Annotated in this window: 17 protein-coding genes; 11 read left to right on the top strand and 6 right to left on the bottom strand. The window is 41.2% G+C overall.

Annotated elements, in window-relative coordinates; all coding sequences use genetic code 11:
* Positions 1-155 precede the first annotated feature (155 nt).
* From QFZ80_RS00525 to QFZ80_RS00515, 3 genes are read left to right on the top strand one after another with little or no spacing between them, the layout of a single operon-like run.
* A complete protein-coding gene (locus tag QFZ80_RS00525) occupies positions 156-524 on the top strand; it encodes a YhjD family protein (protein ID WP_307544314.1) in 369 nt (122 codons plus the stop codon).
* A complete protein-coding gene (locus QFZ80_RS00520) occupies positions 521-1,783 on the top strand; it encodes a DNA polymerase IV (RefSeq protein WP_307544316.1) in 1,263 nt (420 codons plus the stop codon). The genes QFZ80_RS00525 and QFZ80_RS00520 overlap by 4 nt, the downstream gene beginning before the upstream one ends.
* A complete protein-coding gene (locus QFZ80_RS00515) occupies positions 1,780-2,139 on the top strand; it encodes a YolD-like family protein (protein WP_307544318.1) in 360 nt (119 codons plus the stop codon). Before QFZ80_RS00520 ends, QFZ80_RS00515 begins: the two co-directional genes overlap by 4 nt.
* 70 nt (positions 2,140-2,209) lie before the next feature.
* Here QFZ80_RS00515 and QFZ80_RS00510 read toward each other — a convergent pair whose 3' ends face one another.
* From QFZ80_RS00510 to QFZ80_RS00495, 4 genes are all read right to left on the bottom strand, one after another.
* Positions 2,210-2,875, bottom strand: a complete 666-nt coding sequence (locus tag QFZ80_RS00510) for an ankyrin repeat domain-containing protein (RefSeq protein ID WP_307544321.1) — start codon at positions 2,873-2,875, stop codon at positions 2,210-2,212.
* A 70-nt stretch (positions 2,876-2,945) separates the two neighbouring features.
* Positions 2,946-3,710 (bottom strand): hypothetical protein, encoded by a 765-nt coding sequence (locus QFZ80_RS00505; protein WP_307544323.1) that lies wholly within the window; start codon positions 3,708-3,710, stop codon positions 2,946-2,948.
* 265 nt (positions 3,711-3,975) lie between these two features.
* The gene (locus tag QFZ80_RS00500) at positions 3,976-4,722 is read right to left on the bottom strand and encodes a type II toxin-antitoxin system HicB family antitoxin (protein ID WP_307544325.1); all 747 of its coding nucleotides are present in this window, start codon (positions 4,720-4,722) and stop codon (positions 3,976-3,978) included.
* Positions 4,723-5,061: 339 nt separating this feature from the next.
* Entirely contained in the window at positions 5,062-5,733 is a 672-nt protein-coding gene (locus tag QFZ80_RS00495; RefSeq protein WP_307544327.1) for a hypothetical protein, read from the bottom strand.
* Between the two features lie 1,049 nt (positions 5,734-6,782).
* On the opposite strand from QFZ80_RS00495, the gene QFZ80_RS00490 reads away from it, so the two are divergent.
* From QFZ80_RS00490 to QFZ80_RS00465, 6 genes are all read left to right on the top strand, one after another.
* Positions 6,783-7,970 (top strand): ParM/StbA family protein, encoded by a 1,188-nt coding sequence (locus tag QFZ80_RS00490; protein ID WP_307544328.1) that lies wholly within the window; start codon positions 6,783-6,785, stop codon positions 7,968-7,970.
* Positions 7,971-8,000: 30 nt separating this feature from the next.
* A complete protein-coding gene (locus tag QFZ80_RS00485) occupies positions 8,001-8,561 on the top strand; it encodes a hypothetical protein (RefSeq protein WP_307544330.1) in 561 nt (186 codons plus the stop codon).
* Between the two features lie 667 nt (positions 8,562-9,228).
* Positions 9,229-9,399 carry a hypothetical protein gene (locus tag QFZ80_RS00480; protein WP_307544332.1) on the top strand — a complete coding sequence of 57 codons (171 nt, stop codon included), beginning with the start codon at positions 9,229-9,231 and terminating at the stop codon, positions 9,397-9,399.
* A 25-nt stretch (positions 9,400-9,424) separates the two neighbouring features.
* Positions 9,425-9,859, top strand: coding sequence for a hypothetical protein (locus tag QFZ80_RS00475; protein WP_307544334.1), 435 nt, complete (start codon positions 9,425-9,427; stop codon positions 9,857-9,859).
* A 521-nt stretch (positions 9,860-10,380) separates the two neighbouring features.
* A complete protein-coding gene (locus tag QFZ80_RS00470; RefSeq protein WP_307544336.1) occupies positions 10,381-11,214 on the top strand; it encodes an ATP-dependent DNA ligase in 834 nt (277 codons plus the stop codon).
* Between the two features lie 12 nt (positions 11,215-11,226).
* Positions 11,227-11,376 carry a hypothetical protein gene (locus QFZ80_RS00465; protein WP_307544338.1) on the top strand — a complete coding sequence of 50 codons (150 nt, stop codon included), beginning with the start codon at positions 11,227-11,229 and terminating at the stop codon, positions 11,374-11,376.
* A gap of 304 nt (positions 11,377-11,680) precedes the next feature.
* On the opposite strand, the gene QFZ80_RS00460 is transcribed toward QFZ80_RS00465, so the two are convergent.
* The gene (locus tag QFZ80_RS00460; RefSeq protein ID WP_307544340.1) at positions 11,681-12,286 is read right to left on the bottom strand and encodes a hypothetical protein; all 606 of its coding nucleotides are present in this window, start codon (positions 12,284-12,286) and stop codon (positions 11,681-11,683) included.
* Positions 12,264-12,803 carry a hypothetical protein gene (locus QFZ80_RS00455; protein WP_307544342.1) on the bottom strand — a complete coding sequence of 180 codons (540 nt, stop codon included), beginning with the start codon at positions 12,801-12,803 and terminating at the stop codon, positions 12,264-12,266. Before QFZ80_RS00455 ends, QFZ80_RS00460 begins: the two co-directional genes overlap by 23 nt.
* A gap of 908 nt (positions 12,804-13,711) precedes the next feature.
* On the opposite strand from QFZ80_RS00455, the gene QFZ80_RS00450 reads away from it, so the two are divergent.
* Both QFZ80_RS00450 and QFZ80_RS00445 read left to right on the top strand, forming a co-directional pair.
* Complete coding sequence (locus QFZ80_RS00450) at positions 13,712-15,577, top strand: replication-relaxation family protein (RefSeq protein ID WP_307544344.1); 1,866 nt, start codon at positions 13,712-13,714, stop codon at positions 15,575-15,577.
* Complete coding sequence (locus QFZ80_RS00445) at positions 15,565-18,570, top strand: type IV secretory system conjugative DNA transfer family protein (RefSeq protein ID WP_307544347.1); 3,006 nt, start codon at positions 15,565-15,567, stop codon at positions 18,568-18,570. Before QFZ80_RS00450 ends, QFZ80_RS00445 begins: the two co-directional genes overlap by 13 nt.
* The last annotated feature ends 16 nt before the right edge of the window (positions 18,571-18,586 follow it).

The raw sequence follows: 18,586 nt of genomic DNA, 5'->3' as shown, positions 1-18,586 counted from the left end.
GAGTGATGCTGAACCTTCCATCTATCCCTCGAGGCCGCCGTTATCAAAGAGAATGTAAATGCATTCAGCATTTCCAAAAATTTAACTTGCATAGACAAACCGTCTTCGTTATATAATAAGATACAAACAAATGTTCTTATTATGGTGGTGGAAATATGTCATTAGACGAACAGGCTATTACAAACGATGATTTACAACTCGTCAAAGAATATACGCTCCTTCCTATTCTGCTTGACATGCTTACTCGTGACATGAACGAAATGAAGGCATTTGAAGATCGTATCATTTACAACCATGTAATTCATTATTTACAGGATATCGAAGGCACAATATATCGAGTTATTCAGGAGATTAAGCAAAAGATGCGACAACGCGGAATTAAAATACTTAGCACAACGCCGGGTAAATCAGGTATAGACGTTGAGTATAAAATACGTGGATATGTGCATCATTTCAGCATGCTCCGCAGTTTAGTAAAAGCAGAGCTCATGACCACTCTTTCAGATTTGCGGAGCCGACTATGAAGGATCAAAAAGTTATAATGCTCGCGGATGGCATGTCTTTTTATGCCTCAGTCGAAAAGGCAGATCACCCGAATATTCGTTATCGACCCGTAGCTGTTGCAGGCTCTGTTGAACGGCGCAGCGGAATAATTTTAGCTGCTTGTCCGATCGCAAAGAGTTTTGGCGTTACGACCGCGGATCGGCTTGGCGAGGCATTAGGTAAGTGCCCGGAGCTTATTGTAATGAAGCCGCGCATGCAACATTACATCGACGTTTCCATGCAAATTACGCGCATATATCAAGAATTCACCGACCTAGTGGAAATATTTTCCATAGATGAAAGTTGGCTTGACGTGACAGGTTCTATTAATCAGTTTGGCGATGCTGATACAATTGCAAGAATGATTCAGAATCAAGTAATGCAGCAGACAGGGGTTAGGGTCAGAGTTGGTATCGGATCCAACAAAATGATGAGCAAAATGGCAAATTCGATATGGGCGAAGAAAAACGAAAGTGGTATTTTCACACTGGAGAAGGATCAAATTCCAACACTACTCTGGCCTCAACCGGTTGAGAAAATGTTCGGAGTAGCCGGCCGGATGACATCTCATTTCGAAAGACTCGGCATGCATACAATTGGCGATATTGCCAGAACACCACTGCCGAAACTCAAAGATAAATTCCGCGTACTTTTCGGCAAACAATCAGACATTCATGCCGAAATCATGTGGAGAACTGCCAATTCAATTGATAACAGTCCAGTGACTCCCAATACATTCGATATAGCGCCTAAAAGTATAGGGCACATGATGACTTTACCAAGAGATTTTTTAAATTCTCGTGAGGTGGACACGATTCTCTTAGAGCTAACAGAGGAGATATGCCGGGATGCGCGGCGGAAAGGTTTTATGGGATCGGTCGTGTCTGTCAGTTGTATGTGTAGCCCCTTTGATGCTCCTACAGGCTTCAGTAGGCAACAAAAAATGCCAGACCCAACAAACAGCACGAATGCGGTCTACAGCGCCGCGAAGACCCTATTTTATCGCTACTGGAACACATTACCCGTTAGACGTGTTGGCGTTACATTAAGCCAGCTTGCCGATGACGAGACATATCAACTCAACATGTTTGAAGATGTGCCGAAGATACGAGCACTCGAAAAAGTGACGGATACAATCAAGGATAGGTTTGGCAGCACAGCGATAATGAGAGCCTCTTCACTATTGGATTCCGGGCAAGCATTAGATAGAGGTAGCAAAATTGGAGGACATTTCAAATGAGTAAAAAGCTGCAGAACAACGGTCTGTGGGAATCTTCGAGGATGATGCTCCCTCAACATCGCGAAGCCATTAAACTGCAACAAAAAGAAGAAACACGTATCGAAAGACCGAGGATGGACGAACAAGAAGCTCACACGATGGCTGCCGCGCTTACGCAGTCACAAGTTTACAGTCAGCTGGTAGAGGTTACTATCTACGGAGAATACCAGTCGCGGACATTGACTGGCCGTGTTACGAGTCATCAGCGTGATGCATTTCGCTTGTATATCGACGCTACGGTTCAAGAACATGAATGGGTTAGGTTTAAAGATTTAATTAAAGTAGAGCTTATTGATGTTGAGTCGATGTTTGAATAAAAAAAGGTGCCTACGGCGCCCTTTTTTTTATTTGAACTTTCACTTACTTTTTGAAGAAGTATGTAATTTGTTAAAGGAGTGATATATACGCTACATCCTTTGGTCTGAAAGCATAATCAGGACCTGTAAAAAATTCATCTTTTTTATGGTCAGACATCGACTTTAGATGATCGACCAGATCATGAAAGGTATATTGTGATTTGATTTGAGCTTTTGTTTTCTTACCGCTTCTAAGTATGACTTCAATCTTATAACTATAGACCAAAGGATTAAATAACTCCTTATCAATTTTCACTGAATTATCCTTTTTATTATACTGGTTTATTAAAAATTCCCTATAATATCCACCAAATTCAAACTTAATCATTCTATAAGTTAAATATTGTCTAAAACCTTCAATGCAATGTATGCGATCGTTCATCGCTGCATATAAAAACGGCCGAAGTCCATTATTATCTTTTTGATTGAGGTTTGCTCCGGCTTCTATCAATTTCTTTATGAGTTCAAGGTTCCCCACTTCAAAGGCTGCCATTAAAGGAGTTTTCCCATGATTATCTTTAAGGTCAATCAACCCTCCATTCTCGATAATCTTGTGAATTATCCCGTCATAACCTTCTCGGATCATAGAAATTTGGAAGTAAACATTATTTAGATTTTCGGATGCGAGTTTTTCACACTTAGCTGTATTAGCCTTCCTTTCCTCAATCTTTTGAAAAAATTCCTCTTTCGAGATCAATGGGATTTCCTCCTAATATTTTGCGCATGTCAATCAACGGCCATTAAATATCTAGTAGAACGGCATCTATTTAGGGACCTACCCTTTCTAAGTTCCCGTTCTTATCCATTTGAAAAACTGTATTGGCTTCATCTGGAGCCATTTCAATTTTACGCGCCCGATTAATAATCCGAAGAATGTCGGCAGAATCCTGTTCAAGTATTTTATATTTAGTCTGCCATTCATTAGTTTCATTTTTAGCTTCATCAAGTTCTTCCAGTACATTGTGAAGTTTTTCTTTCAGTCTTTTGTTTTCAGCTTCTAACGATTCTATTTCTACCCTAATTAGATCAAGCGACTTACTCCAGTGACCGTGCTTGTCATGTTTAAAAATACTAATACTTAAATCTTTATTTTCGTCCTTGATAGTTTTACGAAGTACAGAGTAATATCTCTGCCTGATTGCTTGTATGCTATGACCAATAATCGGAGCTAATTTTCGATAGGCATCTTCTTTTTTCGATTCTACCTTGAGTGCATCGAGTATCATGAGATCATGAGTGGGTGTCCACGCCATCTGTTTTTTTACTCCAAAATGCGCTGATTTGGATTTATTAGCTTTTTTATTTCGAGATTTACGTTTAATTCGATAGAAATGATTACGAACTGTTGTCCAGGAGATTTTACGCTCTTTGGCTATCTCTTCAAAAATATCCTGAGCTTCACGTCCGGCGGATAGTGCATCATTTACTCGATTAAAGAGAATCTCTTTATCATTACTGCTCCAATGTGGATACTTATTACGATTATTAAACTCATTTAAACTATTATTATCCTCATAAATAGAGTCATTCACTGATAATCACCACCTAATAATAGTAAGATTTATCCAATCCTTCTATAATCCATGATCACCGTTTATTGCCATTTTATACTTATGTTTTAAAACTTAATTAAACTATTGGACATTTAATAGCAATTTTCTTTAATAGTCTGGATTGCATTCTTATCATCCAATTATGAAGCGGGAACGAAATTCGGTTATCCTTAAAGATGTTTCCCGCTTGCTATCACCCTATTCGCACTACTCTTAATAACGATTGCCATGATCTAAGACCTATTCAATGCTTCCGAAGGACGTCTGCATTGATGATTACGGTATCAATGAATGATTTATCCTCTGGGAGTGTTAGATTTCCCCTGAGAGCGTCCTGAACGCAATTCGTAATAAGGTTCTTCGCCCCTAAAAGGACATCTCCCAATTCGTTGCCTTCTACAGTCTTCCGGATCGCCGGTATATAAGCACTATACTCAGAATCGCCAGTGTTTTTTTCAATCAACACACGATACTCTAGGTTGCTAGAATTGGCATCCATCATCTCTTCGATCCATTCAATGTCAGTCAAGACCTCATATCGGTCGATCGTTAAAACTGCACGTATGGACTCTGAATCAAGATTTAATGTTGCTTTTGAATCAAATTCGGAAAGAACTTTATACATCAGCTTGCCAAGTTCTCTAAGTATTCCGCGTTTTTGTTTATACGGCAAAACGGGGAACAATGTATTGACGGTATGGGAAGCATCCATCATGGCCATGGGGCAGCTCCAGTCCCCTTTGTAGCCAGTAAGAACTCCTTTATCTGATTCCTTGTCAGCGATCGATATATAAAACTGCGTCTCTGCACCGGTAAACAGGGCATGGAATGTGAAATGGATATATACCCCGCCCACGCCGTATGAAATGAAGTTCACCGACGCTTCTCGCCCAACTTCTCCGATTACTACTCCCTGGATCAATCGAGCGTGCTTCTCTGCAATTTCAAGTAATTCTTTTTGATTACCGCTGTGTTGTAATAATTGTTCCATTGTTAAAAAATCCCCTCTCGCGTGTAAAATTTTGGTAATAAAAAAGGAAGCACCGTCTCATGCCTTTCGGCGAATGAGATGGTGCTTCCATCTTTATGCTGGCAGCGTTCATATAAAATGAACGTCACGCTATTCGATTAGTTGAACTACGCTTTTATCTTATCACGATAAAAAGAAAGAAATCAAGACACGCTATTTTCGAACTTTGGATATCCTCCCCATCAGCATTGCCGATCCTTTGAAGCACTCTTTAAAATAAGTTTACATAATATTTGTTATGAATTAACTATATTAAATAGTCTAGGTTCGATCTTTTAACTAGTTCTATTAAAAAATGAGTTATTCTTCAAGAACTGTACTCACTTGAGTAATTGCCGCTTGAATTTCTTTTTTATAATTAATTAATTCTACTTCCAGGTGAGACTCAACATAATCTTCTATGAACTTAGCTTTCTGTTCTTTGTCCTCACGAAACCACTTCTTAACAGGATTTTTGGTCCATTCTTTCTCTGCTTGATCTCTAAGACGCTTTCTCATACTTAATTCGGCAAGCCTAACATCTACCGCTGCGCTTCGTTGTTCTGCAATTACAACATTAGGAGCGGGAAGCATCAACTTCTGTTTAGCCTCCATTTCTTCCTTAAATCGAAGCAGTCTTTCCTCCATCATCAGTCCAAGTTGCTCGACGACGACTTCTTGATCCAGATAGACCGATAGTTTCTGTTCATCATCTTCACTAACGTATTGCACTGGAAAAGATTGCTGGATAAAAGGAACTAGTGCTTTTACCGATAAACTTTTTTCTCTCGCTGCGTGAATATATTTTGCTATAGCAATATCAGTTTCATCAAGTACTCGCTCGCCTCTCTGGTTCCGTTTCAAAGTATGTACTTTAGATTCGTGTAATTCGTTAAACCAGTTTCTTAGGGTCTGGGCCGGGATCGATATCCCCTCCTCTTTCTCAAGATGCTCCTTCGCCCTACCGATGGTCCAATGCATTCCTAAATCCAATCTATTCACTTCCTCTATTTTTGTTTAATAAACAATTAACTATGCTAATCATTTCCGGAAGACTACCACTATATTTTTTTAGCAATCTACCATCGACTTTCTAGTAGATTTCCACTTTCTATGAGTTTACCACCTGATTAACACATTTCCAAGAGGTATATCTAAATACCCCTGTCAATATCATAGAATGACTTCACGGAAACCTACCACCTTCCAGAAGACTTCTATTAAGAGGTTACCATAATTACCTTGGTAGCCTCATAATCATCAACAATCTACTTTAAATATTGAATGGCAGGTTAACATCACACGTTAGTAGATTAACAAATATGCATGGAAGACTACCATTTTCTTTATAGTAGGATACCATTGACTTACTAGTAGGTTTCCACTTTCCAGAAGGTTACCAATCCACAAGGCTTTCAAGATGATTTTGCCTTTCTAGAAGGCTTCCACATTCCAGTAGCATTCAGTTTCGGCTAGTTCATTGTAAGAGCTGCGCATTGACCAACAGGACTCTCGGTTGTGAATGTGATGAGTAGGAGGGGAGGGGAGGTTTGAGGACCACCCATAACTTTTCAATCACCATGAAAGACACGGATCTATATCCTGGGAAACTGTTTAGTTCGTGATCTTTTCAAAAAGGGAAGAGCAGGGCGTATCTTCCAATCATTCTGCTTTCTAGAAGGCTTCCACATTCCAATAGGTTATCAATCTTTATTAGACTATTTCGATTATTGGGGTTATGCCCCGTACGGATAGCTGCTGCGTTCGGAAGAAGTTAGGCTTAGCAAGCTGCAGATTTACTTGATCCCGGGTTGCAAGTGGCAAACAATCAGGTAATAAGAAGAAGAAGGGGGGGCAAGGAAGCGTAAAGAATCATGCTCGCACGTCCATATTCCTTAATTAACAATAGTTTATTAATAGTTTAAACTATTAATAGTTTATAATAGTTTATTGTTAGTTTAAACTATAGATAAACTATTATTTGTATGCTATAATTGCATTTAGTTGCTTAATTTATCCAGTTTTTATAGGGAGGCCTTCATATGGTAGCGAAAAAATTAATCACAGGAATTGATCCGGGCAACACCAGCACAAAGGTTAGCTACATTAATGAAGAGGGGACTATTGAAAGTTTTGCGATTTCTACGGTGTGTGCGCCGGCCAACGAAAAAAGTGATCCTTTCAGCAGCAATACCCAGCAAAAGGAATATAGTGATACAGAACGACTACAGGTTCGGATTCATTCAAAGTCCGTACACAGTACATATTATTTCGTAGGTGATTGGGCTCGGAACAAAGAAGGCATGTTACAACCGGACGCGGAATCCTCTGATAAGCACAATAGTGAATTACATACGGTTACTACCTTGACAGGCCTTGCAATCGCAGCACTTAAAGTCGGCAAGACAGAAGCAGATTTGGATTATTCAGGTGGTTTACCAATTGAGGAGCATAAAAGAATTGATGCATCTCATGTTCTGGAACGTTATATCGGCACTCATACAATCTCTTTCATGGACGGCAAATATGCCGGAAAAACAGTCACATTAAATATTCAAGATGGACAGGTTCATGTAGAAGGCGTTACGAGTTCTTTTGGCTTAAAGTACGATATCCGTAAGAACAAATTGGTAGCTCGACCACGCGCAAACGAGATCGGCGAAGAATTTGCGTTAGGGGACCTGGGTGCAGGAACAACCGATTTGGCTCTCTACGATGTAGATGGTTTAAATGGTTATGTGAGCACGAATATTCAGATAGGAACAAATAAGTACATTGATGCAATGATTCAAGACATCTTTGAACTAAAGGAATTTGATGCTGTTAAAGAATTATTTATTAATAACGGTAAAGACCCTGTCATGTACACTAATCGCGAAGAATTCCTTAACGACGTAATCATTCCAGGTGTTGATATTATCATTAAAGGCGATAATCCTTACTTCAAAGTATCTTGGCAACGCGTGAAGAACCTAGATGTTACCGAGATCGTACTTAAGCGTATGAAGGAATACTTCGATGCGGTTTATAATAAACTCGAAATGTTCTGGGCCGAGAAAGCTCCAAAAATCGAAACATTCCCATTAGTTGGCGGCGGAATCTTGTTTGCATACTACTACTTCAAAGATACAAAGGGCTACATGCTGCCTGAAACGGATCTTCTGAAGGAATCTCCATATATCACTTCACGTTCGTACTTGATCGCGAATTATATCAGACAGAATAGCTAATCTCACCAAGAAATGTGAGGGGGGGTTAGATTGGGAAGACACCCGAAAGCAGGTAACTCAGGCTACGAAGCAGGACAAGGGCGCACGTTTACTCCCTCTGCTGGCGCAGAATGGATAGAAGAATTTAATTCAATGATGTCCTCTCTGAAAAAAAGTCGAAATGAAATGACCGAAGATTTGATTCGTGACGGATTAATGGCACGAAAAGGCAAGGAAACAGGGCTAACAACCTTCTACAATGATGCAGAAATCGATTTTTTAAAAAATCCGATTATGCAAAAGTTGGTTAAAGACTATTACTTGATTATGCATGGTGCGGCACCTTCAACGATTCTACAGGATCTTCTATTGGATAAACCGTCTTCGGTCGCTCCTGTGATGAGAGAGAAGTCTAATGAAGCAGCTGGAATCACTGTTGACCGATCTTCAATTCCGTCCTCTGATACGCTCATTGAGCGGTCTCCTGAGGTTGTAATAAACCAACATGAGGAACCACGAAATCCGGAACAACCAGACAATGATGAAATGGACTTACTAAAAAAAGCTGCAAAAGAACTGACTAGAATGGCATTGAAAAAGACCAACCAATAGAAAGGTGCAGTCGGAGTGATTTCCCACTCCAGACTGCACCTTTCTTTATTATTGGCTTTATTCAGATGTAGATGAATGTTCCAAAGCAAGAGGGAGGGGGAGCTCCATAGAAAGGAAGCGAGGAAGTCTGTGAATTGACTTCGATCATATATAACAGACCGTTCCAATTCATACAGATAAGGAATACAAGAATCTACCGTTAATACATATCGGACCGCGCACACGGGAAAATCAACATTGATAGTTATATTAGACTAACAATGCGTCATAATACGAACGGGCAGGATAACTGCAATATGGTGAATACAATAAGAGGAATTCAGCTAATTTTGTTGAATGACATGAAGAACACAATTTACTAAAGGACGGACTGGTTCACATCAGAAGTACAATTAAGACTTGGACAATCGGAATTTTTGTCCTTCTTGGAGCTTTTCAGGTACTATCCTGGGGGATTAATGTATCCGAACGCATTTACGGGAAGCTAGACCGTTATAAAGGCTATGAGCTTAGCGAAGAAAAACATGAAGATTTAGCCAAGAGAGCATATTCAAATGGTCGTCTATGGGGAGATGTCACGGCTGAAGGATATGAGGCTGGCGGTATAGACGATATCCTTTATGAGAAAATGTCGGTCGAAGAGTACCGCAAATTGGCAGGAATGTTATTGGACGATAGAAAATTGGACTTTTATTGTTGGGGGGCTGATGATTGCGGCGACCTTCCAACAACAGAGCAGCTTAAAAAGTGGTTCGGTGCTGATTGGGGCTCCAAGAATATGCCGGTCAATGCATTCAGGTCCGGATTTATTGATGCCTTTGTTGAATACCTGGACTAATCTAAATGAACTCGGGGGAATCAAATTGCCAGGTCTAAGCCAATCAGTCGACATTAACAATCCCAAAGCAGTAGTAAGAAAAGTATTCAAAGATGCAGTAAGGAATTCCATATTCTTTGGAGTTGCGGCACTTATCGTGGCGTACATAATCACTGGGCTAGAGTGGAGGATTTTCGGATTAATTCTGGCTATTATTATCGCAATTCCAATCGGAATCAATATTGTGAAGTACGTGATTCTGGACTTACCTTTGACGATACTTGCAACGGTCGTTCTGATATGGGAGAAATCCAAGAATGAAGCCGCCGCGAGCGCAACATCGACCTATTTCACGTCTTTACTTGGCAACGTATTTCAACTTTTCGAGAATACCATCGGACTAATCATTATCTGCTACCTGTATCGCGCTTATTATGACAAGGATTTTCTTGGAATTTTAGGATTCTTCGGCATAAACTAAAGGATTTCGGATAGGATAAAGGCGGGCACTCGACTCTCTGTGCTGTTGAAATAGGGAGTTTTACTTTTGTAGACCACATGTAGACTTTGGTGGATAGGCAATATTAAATAAGTTTTGGAGTCTGCAGGATTGTGCGACTACCATGTGAAACATTTGTTACGCTCCCTCGGAAAACGATAGTTCAATAAAACAGCGGCAGTCTAGGACTTTTTCTCGTCCATGGCTACCGCTGTTTCTTTTATTGGAGTCAGTCTAATACTTATTTTTCGAAGTCAGACGAGAATGTAATTCGAAAAGACACGTAGGATCAGTACATGCAGTCTAATACTTTATTTTCTTTCAACAATAGTAATGATGTTCTAATGCTGGTGAGTGGGGATATGCGAGATTCATCACTAAACTACCGAGACCAGTATCTATAATGAGAGCCCAAGGGGAGGAGTATCCTTGGGCTGTTTCCTTCAAGTACCATTAGTCATGTATAGCTCTAAGGTGTAACATTATTATGGGTGGTGAAGATAATGTTTATTCCTCCAATGCTTTTACAATATGCCAAAAATAACGAACCATTTGATGATTCTTCCACATTTGCCGAGCTTAAGTGGGACGGCATAAGGTTGATCGTTTCTAATTTAGATGAATTAAACCTATATACAAAGAACACGAATGCAACATCAAAATATCCGGAGTTGCACAATCCGCCGATCCAGAAGGGGACCATCCTCGATGGTGAGATTGTAGTGTTAGATGAACATGGTAAGGCTGATTTCGAAGCCTGTAATGCTCGGTTTAAGTCCAGTAAGGTCAAGCATAAGGTTGTCTACTTCGCATTTGATATCTTGTACCACCGCGGCGTAGACGTAACCGCATTACCATTGGAAGTTCGCAAGGGATTACTTGAAGAGGCTATTCAAGAAAATGATCACTATCGAGTAGTCCGTCCGATCAACGGCAGCGCTACAGATTTCTTTAATATCGTCTGCCAACACGGATTAGAAGGCATAGTCATTAAGAAGAAAAACTCCAAGTATGAGAAAGACACGCGCTCCTGGTCATGGCAAAAGGTGATAAATTTCCAAAGAGCAGAGGTCTACATAACGGGATACAGCAAGAAGGAGCATTCGTGGCTCCTTGGGTATTCAGATGATGGCCGTATTCGACCTATCGGTGCTTTAGAGTTAGGTATTACTCCCGCGGCGCGTAAATCGATGTGGCCTGTATTCCAGGCTTATAAGAGCGGTGAGAGCAAGGATCATGTCTATGTGCAGCCGGTAGTGCGCTGCAAGGTAAAGTATCGGGATTGGTATAAGTCGGGTCTCATGAGGCTGCCAGTGTTTGAGGAATTTATTGTTTAGGGGATGTACATCATGGAATACCGCGTAAAGCATAAAGAAACAGGCGAAACGTTGGTCCTGAATCACAATGAAGTAAACGATATGGTTTACGGTGATAACGGTCAAATTATTGTTTTTGATACGAAGATGGAAGTTTACTTATTGATCGATGAAGAAGAATAAGAAGCACTCCCGACAAGAGAAGTGCTTAGGCATTATTTTTTTACTATTATCTTACTGAGATCACTATTAATTTGATTGAAAATTGGGCGGTGGATCCGAGCATCGTCGTCAATAGTAACATGTGAAGCAACGAAGGCGAACTCGCCCTTGACCTAACTATTATTATCATTTGAAGACGAAGATCATGTGGTATAAGAGTATCTATAACTCGAAGTTGTTGAAACGTTGATATGACCACACTATCGACATTAAATTGAATTAGGATCGATTTCAGAACAATTTCACTTTCGAAGTGAATAATCCTTTAATCAAAATCATGTGAATAGAAGCGATCTAAAAGCGCATTGATCAGCATTTTTTGATTCCCCTTACGCAGCTGAGCAACAAAATCCACAAAAAGAATGGAAATCAACTCGGCAAGGGACATTTCGAAATCAAGGTATTCGGATGCCGCATCATTCAAGAAAACATCACCTCTCTGAGCTGCATCCCTGCGTAAGTGGATATCGTAAATAAGCCATTTCTTCCGAACGAGAGAGTACTCGCCAACTTCAGTTCGTTTCGTTCGGGGGAAGTAAATTTTGCGCTTATCAATTAGGCTTTTGACAACTTCTTCTTGAGTAATGCTATTTGCATCGACCTTTACATCAGTCATATTTTCCCGAACAGTCATTAAAAAGTCATCATATAGTAAGTGTATCAAATGGTCTATCGACAGTTCAGCAAAGGCTCCTTTTGTAATTTTATTCAAATCACTAATGAAGACTGCAGCTCGATCGATATCAATTTTTTCCGCTCGCACCTCAATCTTTACGAATCGTTTGTTCCGTGAAAATAGGTCTCCCCAGGATATTCCACCCAGTTTTCTTAATCTATCTGTTACTACGTCACCGGCCTTCTCGATACGCATCACTATCAACCTCCCCTCTGTGAATGTAGTTCATAATAAGTCGATAAACGGTCTTCCGAATAGATAAATTCATCTTTCTTGCTAGCTCCTCAATATAATCAAAATCCCTCAGAAGAAGTTCAGCATGCATGTACTGGCCGGTATCACTGTAGACGAGTGGAGGATACCTTTCCGGAAAGATACTGTATTGTTCTAACGCCTTCTTTAGGACATGCGTATTAGAGATTGTTTCATATTTTTTCGATGGATCCTTATTTTCAATCCGAAGTTCCTTGGCCAGTTTTCTTAATTCTTCGCGTTGAGCCGGCGTTACGGGGAATTTAATATCCTTTTTCTTATCAGCTCGTTCGTTCCTTGTTCGATGCTTCGGTGGGGATGTGGGTTTGACTTTTGGTACATCAATTACCTGCTTCGTTTCAGAAATATTTGCACTCTTACGATGTTCATTCATTTCCGATCCTGGTTTCTTTGTAACAGGATCCGTTGGTCGTAATATAGCGTTTAGGCTTGAGCTCAATCCTCTTCCCTCCCGTTATTTATGATAAATAGGTCTATTATGTCTACGGTCATAATTCCACAATTCCATTATTCCATCTTATAGGACAAGTATATGGGGAGGACCATGGTGTTAGAACACATGATCCTTATGTTTAATCTCTAATCAAATAGTCAATCATGGATAATAGGATTAATCACGGGGGAGGTGCCAATATTGGCATCAAATGAACTTTCAAAAGAACAAGCCATGAAACTCGCATCTGCAATGTTAAAAAGTTCAACTAGGGTAGGGGCGCCGAAAGTTGCTTCTTCGAAGAAATAGTCATCCAGGAATATATAAGACAAATTAATAAACTATTGATGGTTTAATTTAAACTATCGATAGTTTATTTTAATTTTGATGAAGCCTTATCTGAAGCAGAACTGATGACTGCTTGCAGAAACAAATGAGTTCTTCATGAGTGAATGTTACTGGGGTGGATGTATGATTAGGGGGGACTTCATACCCATTCGTCTAGATTGTTCGTAACCAATAAAGCTTTTACAAATTTAGGGTTAATTATTTAGGTTAGATTCTCAGGTTTAAATCTTAGGTTTACTGTTCAGGTTTTATTCCTAATGAAATATTAATCATTTTTATATAAAAAACACTCTATAGTGTTATCCACAATCCCTTTTAAAATAAGGGATTTTTCTTCGTTTTATCCACACATTCAAAGAAGTAAATCGGGCACCTTATCAGAGCGTGGAGCGGGCGACTAACTATGCACTGATTTGCACACAGATTTCTTTATTTTTGACCCTAGTTTTCTCAGTTACGAACAAGCTATCAAAATTTCCAAAAAAAGCTACCTACGTATCCTAGATTATGGTATCTTAGAACTATGAAAGATGTCGAATTTTGGTAGAGAAGGGAGGTACCCTACCGTGGCGGGAAGCCATCTAGAGAATGAGGATTTACTTTCAGTTCAGAATACTTACGGAATAGAAGAGGAAGAAAGCTTACCTATCGCAGAGTTTGATCCTTTTACATCAAAAGAGACACCTTTTCCCAATGTTAAGCCATCCCTTGATATTACTGAAACAGGAGCGGGTGTTATAGGTCATCCGACTCACGAACACGAGACATCTTCTGGTAGTGAAAAGGAATCCACCCGAACAAAGATTGCCCCTGAATCCGAAGATTCCACCATTAAGGAAGCAACCAATCAAAAGAGAGCTGCGGAAGATGATATCGAATCTGAGCTGACGGAGTCAGACGGCAATTCCAAGGAAGAGAAGGATTCCTTATCAGAAGATAGCGATTCCGACGATAAGGGGAGCGGGAAGAAACTAAAGCGACGAAACAACGCAGTTGTGCGCCGTGGTAAACCTATAGATAGGACAGAAGCAGAACTTGTCCATCTAGTTCTCAAAAACACGGAAACAGCCATGGTTCTCCATTCGCTTTACGTCCATCGTCGTCTAACCAGCAGCCAGATCCGGAGTTTGTTCTTCAGAAGTAAGAATGAGAAGTCCTTTGAATATCTGTTGAACAAGCTGAACAACTACCGTGTTTTCGAGCGGGAATACATATTCACATTAGCGAAGAAAAAAGGCGATTTTCCAATTCATTATTCATTATCTTCATTTGGAATTCGGCTCTATGCCAGAGCTGTTATGGATATCTCTCTCTATGATGAAGAAGTCTCAAGTACGGATAAGTTGCCCAAACAGCATTACCTTTACAAAGACCTCCTAATCAGAGATCAAGATGTCCACCATTATGTTTTACAAGCTTTCCTTTGCGCGCTCTTGGGTTCCTTCTGGGGAAAAGAAGTCTATCTTCCTAGTTCTGAGTGGCGCCGCTTCCTTTACTTGGATCCGGCACCTGTCGATAAAGAAGGAGAGAAGCCCGAAGTTCCATATCGACCTGACTGGGTTATCTTCAAACCAAATGAGTATTACAACGATCTTGTCAGGAGCGGGAACTTAGGAAAGGATATCTTAAATGTACCAGTCAACTCACGGAACGAAGAGGACAACCGGATTGTAAAAGAATACTACCAGCCATTAATATCCGTGGAGTCGGATACAGGCACCATGAGTTCAACGCAGCTGGAAGGAAAGTTCAAGAAAATTCAATCCGTGCTGCCAGCCCTTCCGAAAGGCATCGCCTTCGTGGTCGCTGAGGGTTCGATGGGTAAGGTCAAAGTCGACGAGGACAAACGCGATCAGGCAAAAAGAAAAAGTCGGCAAAACAAAATCAGACTTCGAACCATTGCAGAGGCTGCAGAAAAGGCAATCAAAGACGAACTGCTTTCCGATACGTTGCAGATGTTGGTTGGATGGGAAAGTACGCTCACCCCTACGACTGAAAAATACATATCTGCAGAAGGAGAGCTTAAATCATACTTTCATGTGTCGGATGATACATGGAAGACTCTGTTCCCTTCCTATACGATGATGTCGAAGCGGGACTGGGCTACATACTCGATAAAAACTGGACTCCCAGATGTAGGGTTGATCGATAGGGGAGCGGGTAAGATCATCGCCTTCTATTTTGCCTTACCTCATTGGGTGAATCCACAAATTAAGGTGAATCATCTAATAGGAAACAAAATTCCCGATTTGAAATGTGTGCTGGTATATCCTGATAGATGCGATATTGATACAGACGCGCATATCGCAAACATGGAAGTACTTAGTCTAACTCTTGAGGATATCCGGCAGGATAAACGTGTTGCACATCAGAGGACATATGACCGACGAACCGGTGTGAAATGGGGGGAGGTGCCGTCATGGCCGTTCTGACCAAACGTTTACCAGTCATTGCACTCTGTATCGGCTTCATAATCATTTGGCTCATCTTAATGTCGACGATGGGAATGTGGATGGGATTTATCATTGGTCACGGAAATTTGACACATGAGCAAATGGGAAGAATGTTGTTTGTATTCTCACCACTCATGCCATTCTATCAACCACCGCTTACTGTACCGATCGGCCTTCTGATTTTTACTGGAATCCTTTGCAATGGCACCTGGTTATTCAGCACTCGTGTGAAATTAACGAATAGCTCTGTTCTGAGAAGATCGATTGCGTTCATCTATACGTGGGGGACGTTCACATTACTAGCGATGCTTGTCACGGCTGCTTATGTAAAGCCAATTGGGTACGATATCATATGGCAATTCGATGGTTGGGTGAAAACTCCAGAATATCGGGAGTATCTCCATCCAGGTGGGCTCAAGATGATGGGGTGGTTCCTGCTGTTGCTTCCATCCTACGCAATTATTCGTTACTGGATAAAAATCGTCGGCGAATATCGTTCCGACCCCGTATTGCAGGAATGGTTTGAGAATTACAAGTTCCAGTGGAAATGGATCGGAAGGTTTGGAGATGAGCGCGCTAACGTAATGCCTGACATCGTGCTTGCGCTAGAGGCTGATTCAAAAACACCGGTCGTACTTACGGGAGATTCTAGGCAGCTTGGTACCATGCTGATTGGTCCACCGGGATCTGGTAAAACGAGCTTGAAAATCATCAAAGCTTTCCGTCAAGATCTTGACCACTTACAGAGAGCCATTAATGCATTTCCGGTTTACGTTAAAAAGTATGGATATGGAACGCCGGAATTCCAGAAGGCTTGGGGTAATCATCTGATCGGGAGTATCATTGTTGAACCAGCTAAAGACCTTTGTGATAAAGCGTATGAGCTTACACTCGAGCACGGGATTCCCGAAGAATTTGTTGTTTACCTTGATCCATCGAATCCGGATACGCCTGGATTCAACTGTATGGTTGGTCCGCTATCTCAGGTAGCAGAGACATTGACTGCCGTCCTGGATAGTATGAGTGAGTCGAGCGATGACTTTTTCCGCCAATCATGCCGTACCGTTCTTAAAGCGTATGTATACTTACTTAAGTTCATCAAGAAGAACGAATGTACACTTCTCGATCTTGACCAGATGTACCAAGACCCTCGCTATACAGCTGATTTAGTTGAAGAACTTGAACGGCGTCTTCCTGAGCCAGCAATTGTCGCCAAAATGTCTCGGGATCGGCAGATTTTTTGGATGCTTGCTCGTCGTACTGCTCAATGGTTCCGAAATGACGGTATTGAACCGGAAAAGACTCGCGAAGGTGTGTTCGTTAGATTTAACGATGGTCCTCACAAAGGGAAAATCAAATATGTGGACAAGCAGTTTGAGTTTACACGAACCACCCGTAATCTAATCGCCGACTTGCTGCAGAATCCTTATTGTGCACGTGTCCTTCTTGGCGAAAACCGTGTGGATCTGGATAAGCTGATGGGTCGCGGGGGTATCCTGCTTTGTAATACGGCGAACGGAGAATTAGGTGATGTCAGTTCACCTTTCGGGAAACTAGTGTACATGTCTGTACAGAACGCGGTCTTCCGGAGAAAAGGTGAAGAAAAGACAAGACCTTTGATCTCATCGTATGCGGATGAATTCCTTGAATATATGAATGCCAAGTTCCTGAAACTGACAAGCCAGGGTCGTAAGTATAAGTATGCACCTCTTGTTGCTACACAAACGCTCTCTCAGTTCGATATTGAACTTGGTCGGGGCTTCGTGGATGGAATGATGGGTACAATTCGTAACTACATCGTTTACGGCGGTGTCGGGAAATATGACGCAGAAAAGTTGTCAGAGATTTTCGGTACGACGGTAGTAGATGAGTTTTCCCGCCGTGAAAGCATAACACCAGAGAATATGACCAGTCCGAACTACTCCTTTGCTGAAACGACTACTCGTAAGGAGATGGAGCTTGTTACGTCGGATAGCATCATGTATAACAAGTTCAAATATTCTTATATTCGACTAGTTGTTGAAGGAAGTACGCAAAAAGCCATTAAAGCAATGGGTGACTTTGTTGACTTCGGTCGGGCCGACAAGTGGAATAAGGCACTGAAAGCCGACGCGCTCAATTCCTTTATGGAACATTGGCGAATTGCCCTTAAAGAGGACGAACAGTTCGATATGGACTGGATCGAAGATAGTGCTGAATCTAAGGACGACGCTGAAAAAGGAATTCGGCTGCCAGGTCAAAGTGAAAGTACCTCTACCAGTTTAAGTGATGGCTCTTCGAATATTTCGGAAGCAGCAGCCACAACCGAGACGCAGGAAATTAAGCGTAAACCTGAATACATCGGTCATCCGTCATTCAAGGAAGTTCCGAAAGTGGATGTTCCGAGGAGACGTTTCGCTGAAATCGAACTCGTAAGTGGACAGCGGCAGACTGGAACAATAGATCCGGAGATTATTCTCGCCCCTGGTTCAGAGCCTTCCGCATACAGCGAAATTGAAAAACAAGCTTCTCAAAAAGAAGAAGTGACCATTGAGGAAAAAAGAGAGGACTCGGCAGCGTCTAATCCGACTCATGTAGTGGAAACGAAAGCTCCCAGTTCGGCGCCTCTATCTGCAGAACCAATTATTCAAGCCAGTGATTTTCTATTCGGCGGGCCTTCTCCAACGAAAGAAGATCCAATGAAGGAAGAGAAACTTTCTATTTCAACTCCTACAATTGAAAGAATAGAGAATACGCCGAGTGAAGCGATAGTTTCTGAGGATCGTGGAACTGAGAAAAATGATACTCCATCAAAGAAAGAAGCCACACAGACAATAGCCAACCCTAAACGTGATGAGGAAATTAATGCGGCTAGGCGAGGTAAGCCCACAAAGCAGGAACAGCCACCTATTAATAAATACAATATAGCGGATCCACCTAACAATGAATTTATTGCGCGGATGATCCAAAAGCAGAACAGGAAGAAAAAATAATTCTTAAGGGATAAAG

Source organism: Paenibacillus sp. V4I7, from assembly GCF_030817275.1.
In the GTDB taxonomy this organism is placed as follows: Bacteria; Bacillota; Bacilli; order Paenibacillales; family NBRC-103111; genus Paenibacillus_E.
Note: the sequence above shows the minus strand (reverse complement) of the source record. Positions and strands in the feature narration are given on the sequence as shown.

Coding starts and splice junctions, on each gene's coding strand:
- QFZ80_RS00500 (WP_307544325.1), bottom strand. CDS start 4,722: ATGGAACAATTATTACAACACAGCGGTAATCAAAAAGAATTACTTGAA.
- QFZ80_RS00520 (WP_307544316.1), top strand. CDS start 521: ATGAAGGATCAAAAAGTTATAATGCTCGCGGATGGCATGTCTTTTTAT.
- QFZ80_RS00460 (WP_307544340.1), bottom strand. CDS start 12,286: ATGCGTATCGAGAAGGCCGGTGACGTAGTAACAGATAGATTAAGAAAA.
- QFZ80_RS00465 (WP_307544338.1), top strand. CDS start 11,227: ATGGAATACCGCGTAAAGCATAAAGAAACAGGCGAAACGTTGGTCCTG.
- QFZ80_RS00445 (WP_307544347.1), top strand. CDS start 15,565: ATGGCCGTTCTGACCAAACGTTTACCAGTCATTGCACTCTGTATCGGC.
- QFZ80_RS00490 (WP_307544328.1), top strand. CDS start 6,783: ATGGTAGCGAAAAAATTAATCACAGGAATTGATCCGGGCAACACCAGC.
- QFZ80_RS00525 (WP_307544314.1), top strand. CDS start 156: ATGTCATTAGACGAACAGGCTATTACAAACGATGATTTACAACTCGTC.
- QFZ80_RS00515 (WP_307544318.1), top strand. CDS start 1,780: ATGAGTAAAAAGCTGCAGAACAACGGTCTGTGGGAATCTTCGAGGATG.
- QFZ80_RS00470 (WP_307544336.1), top strand. CDS start 10,381: ATGTTTATTCCTCCAATGCTTTTACAATATGCCAAAAATAACGAACCA.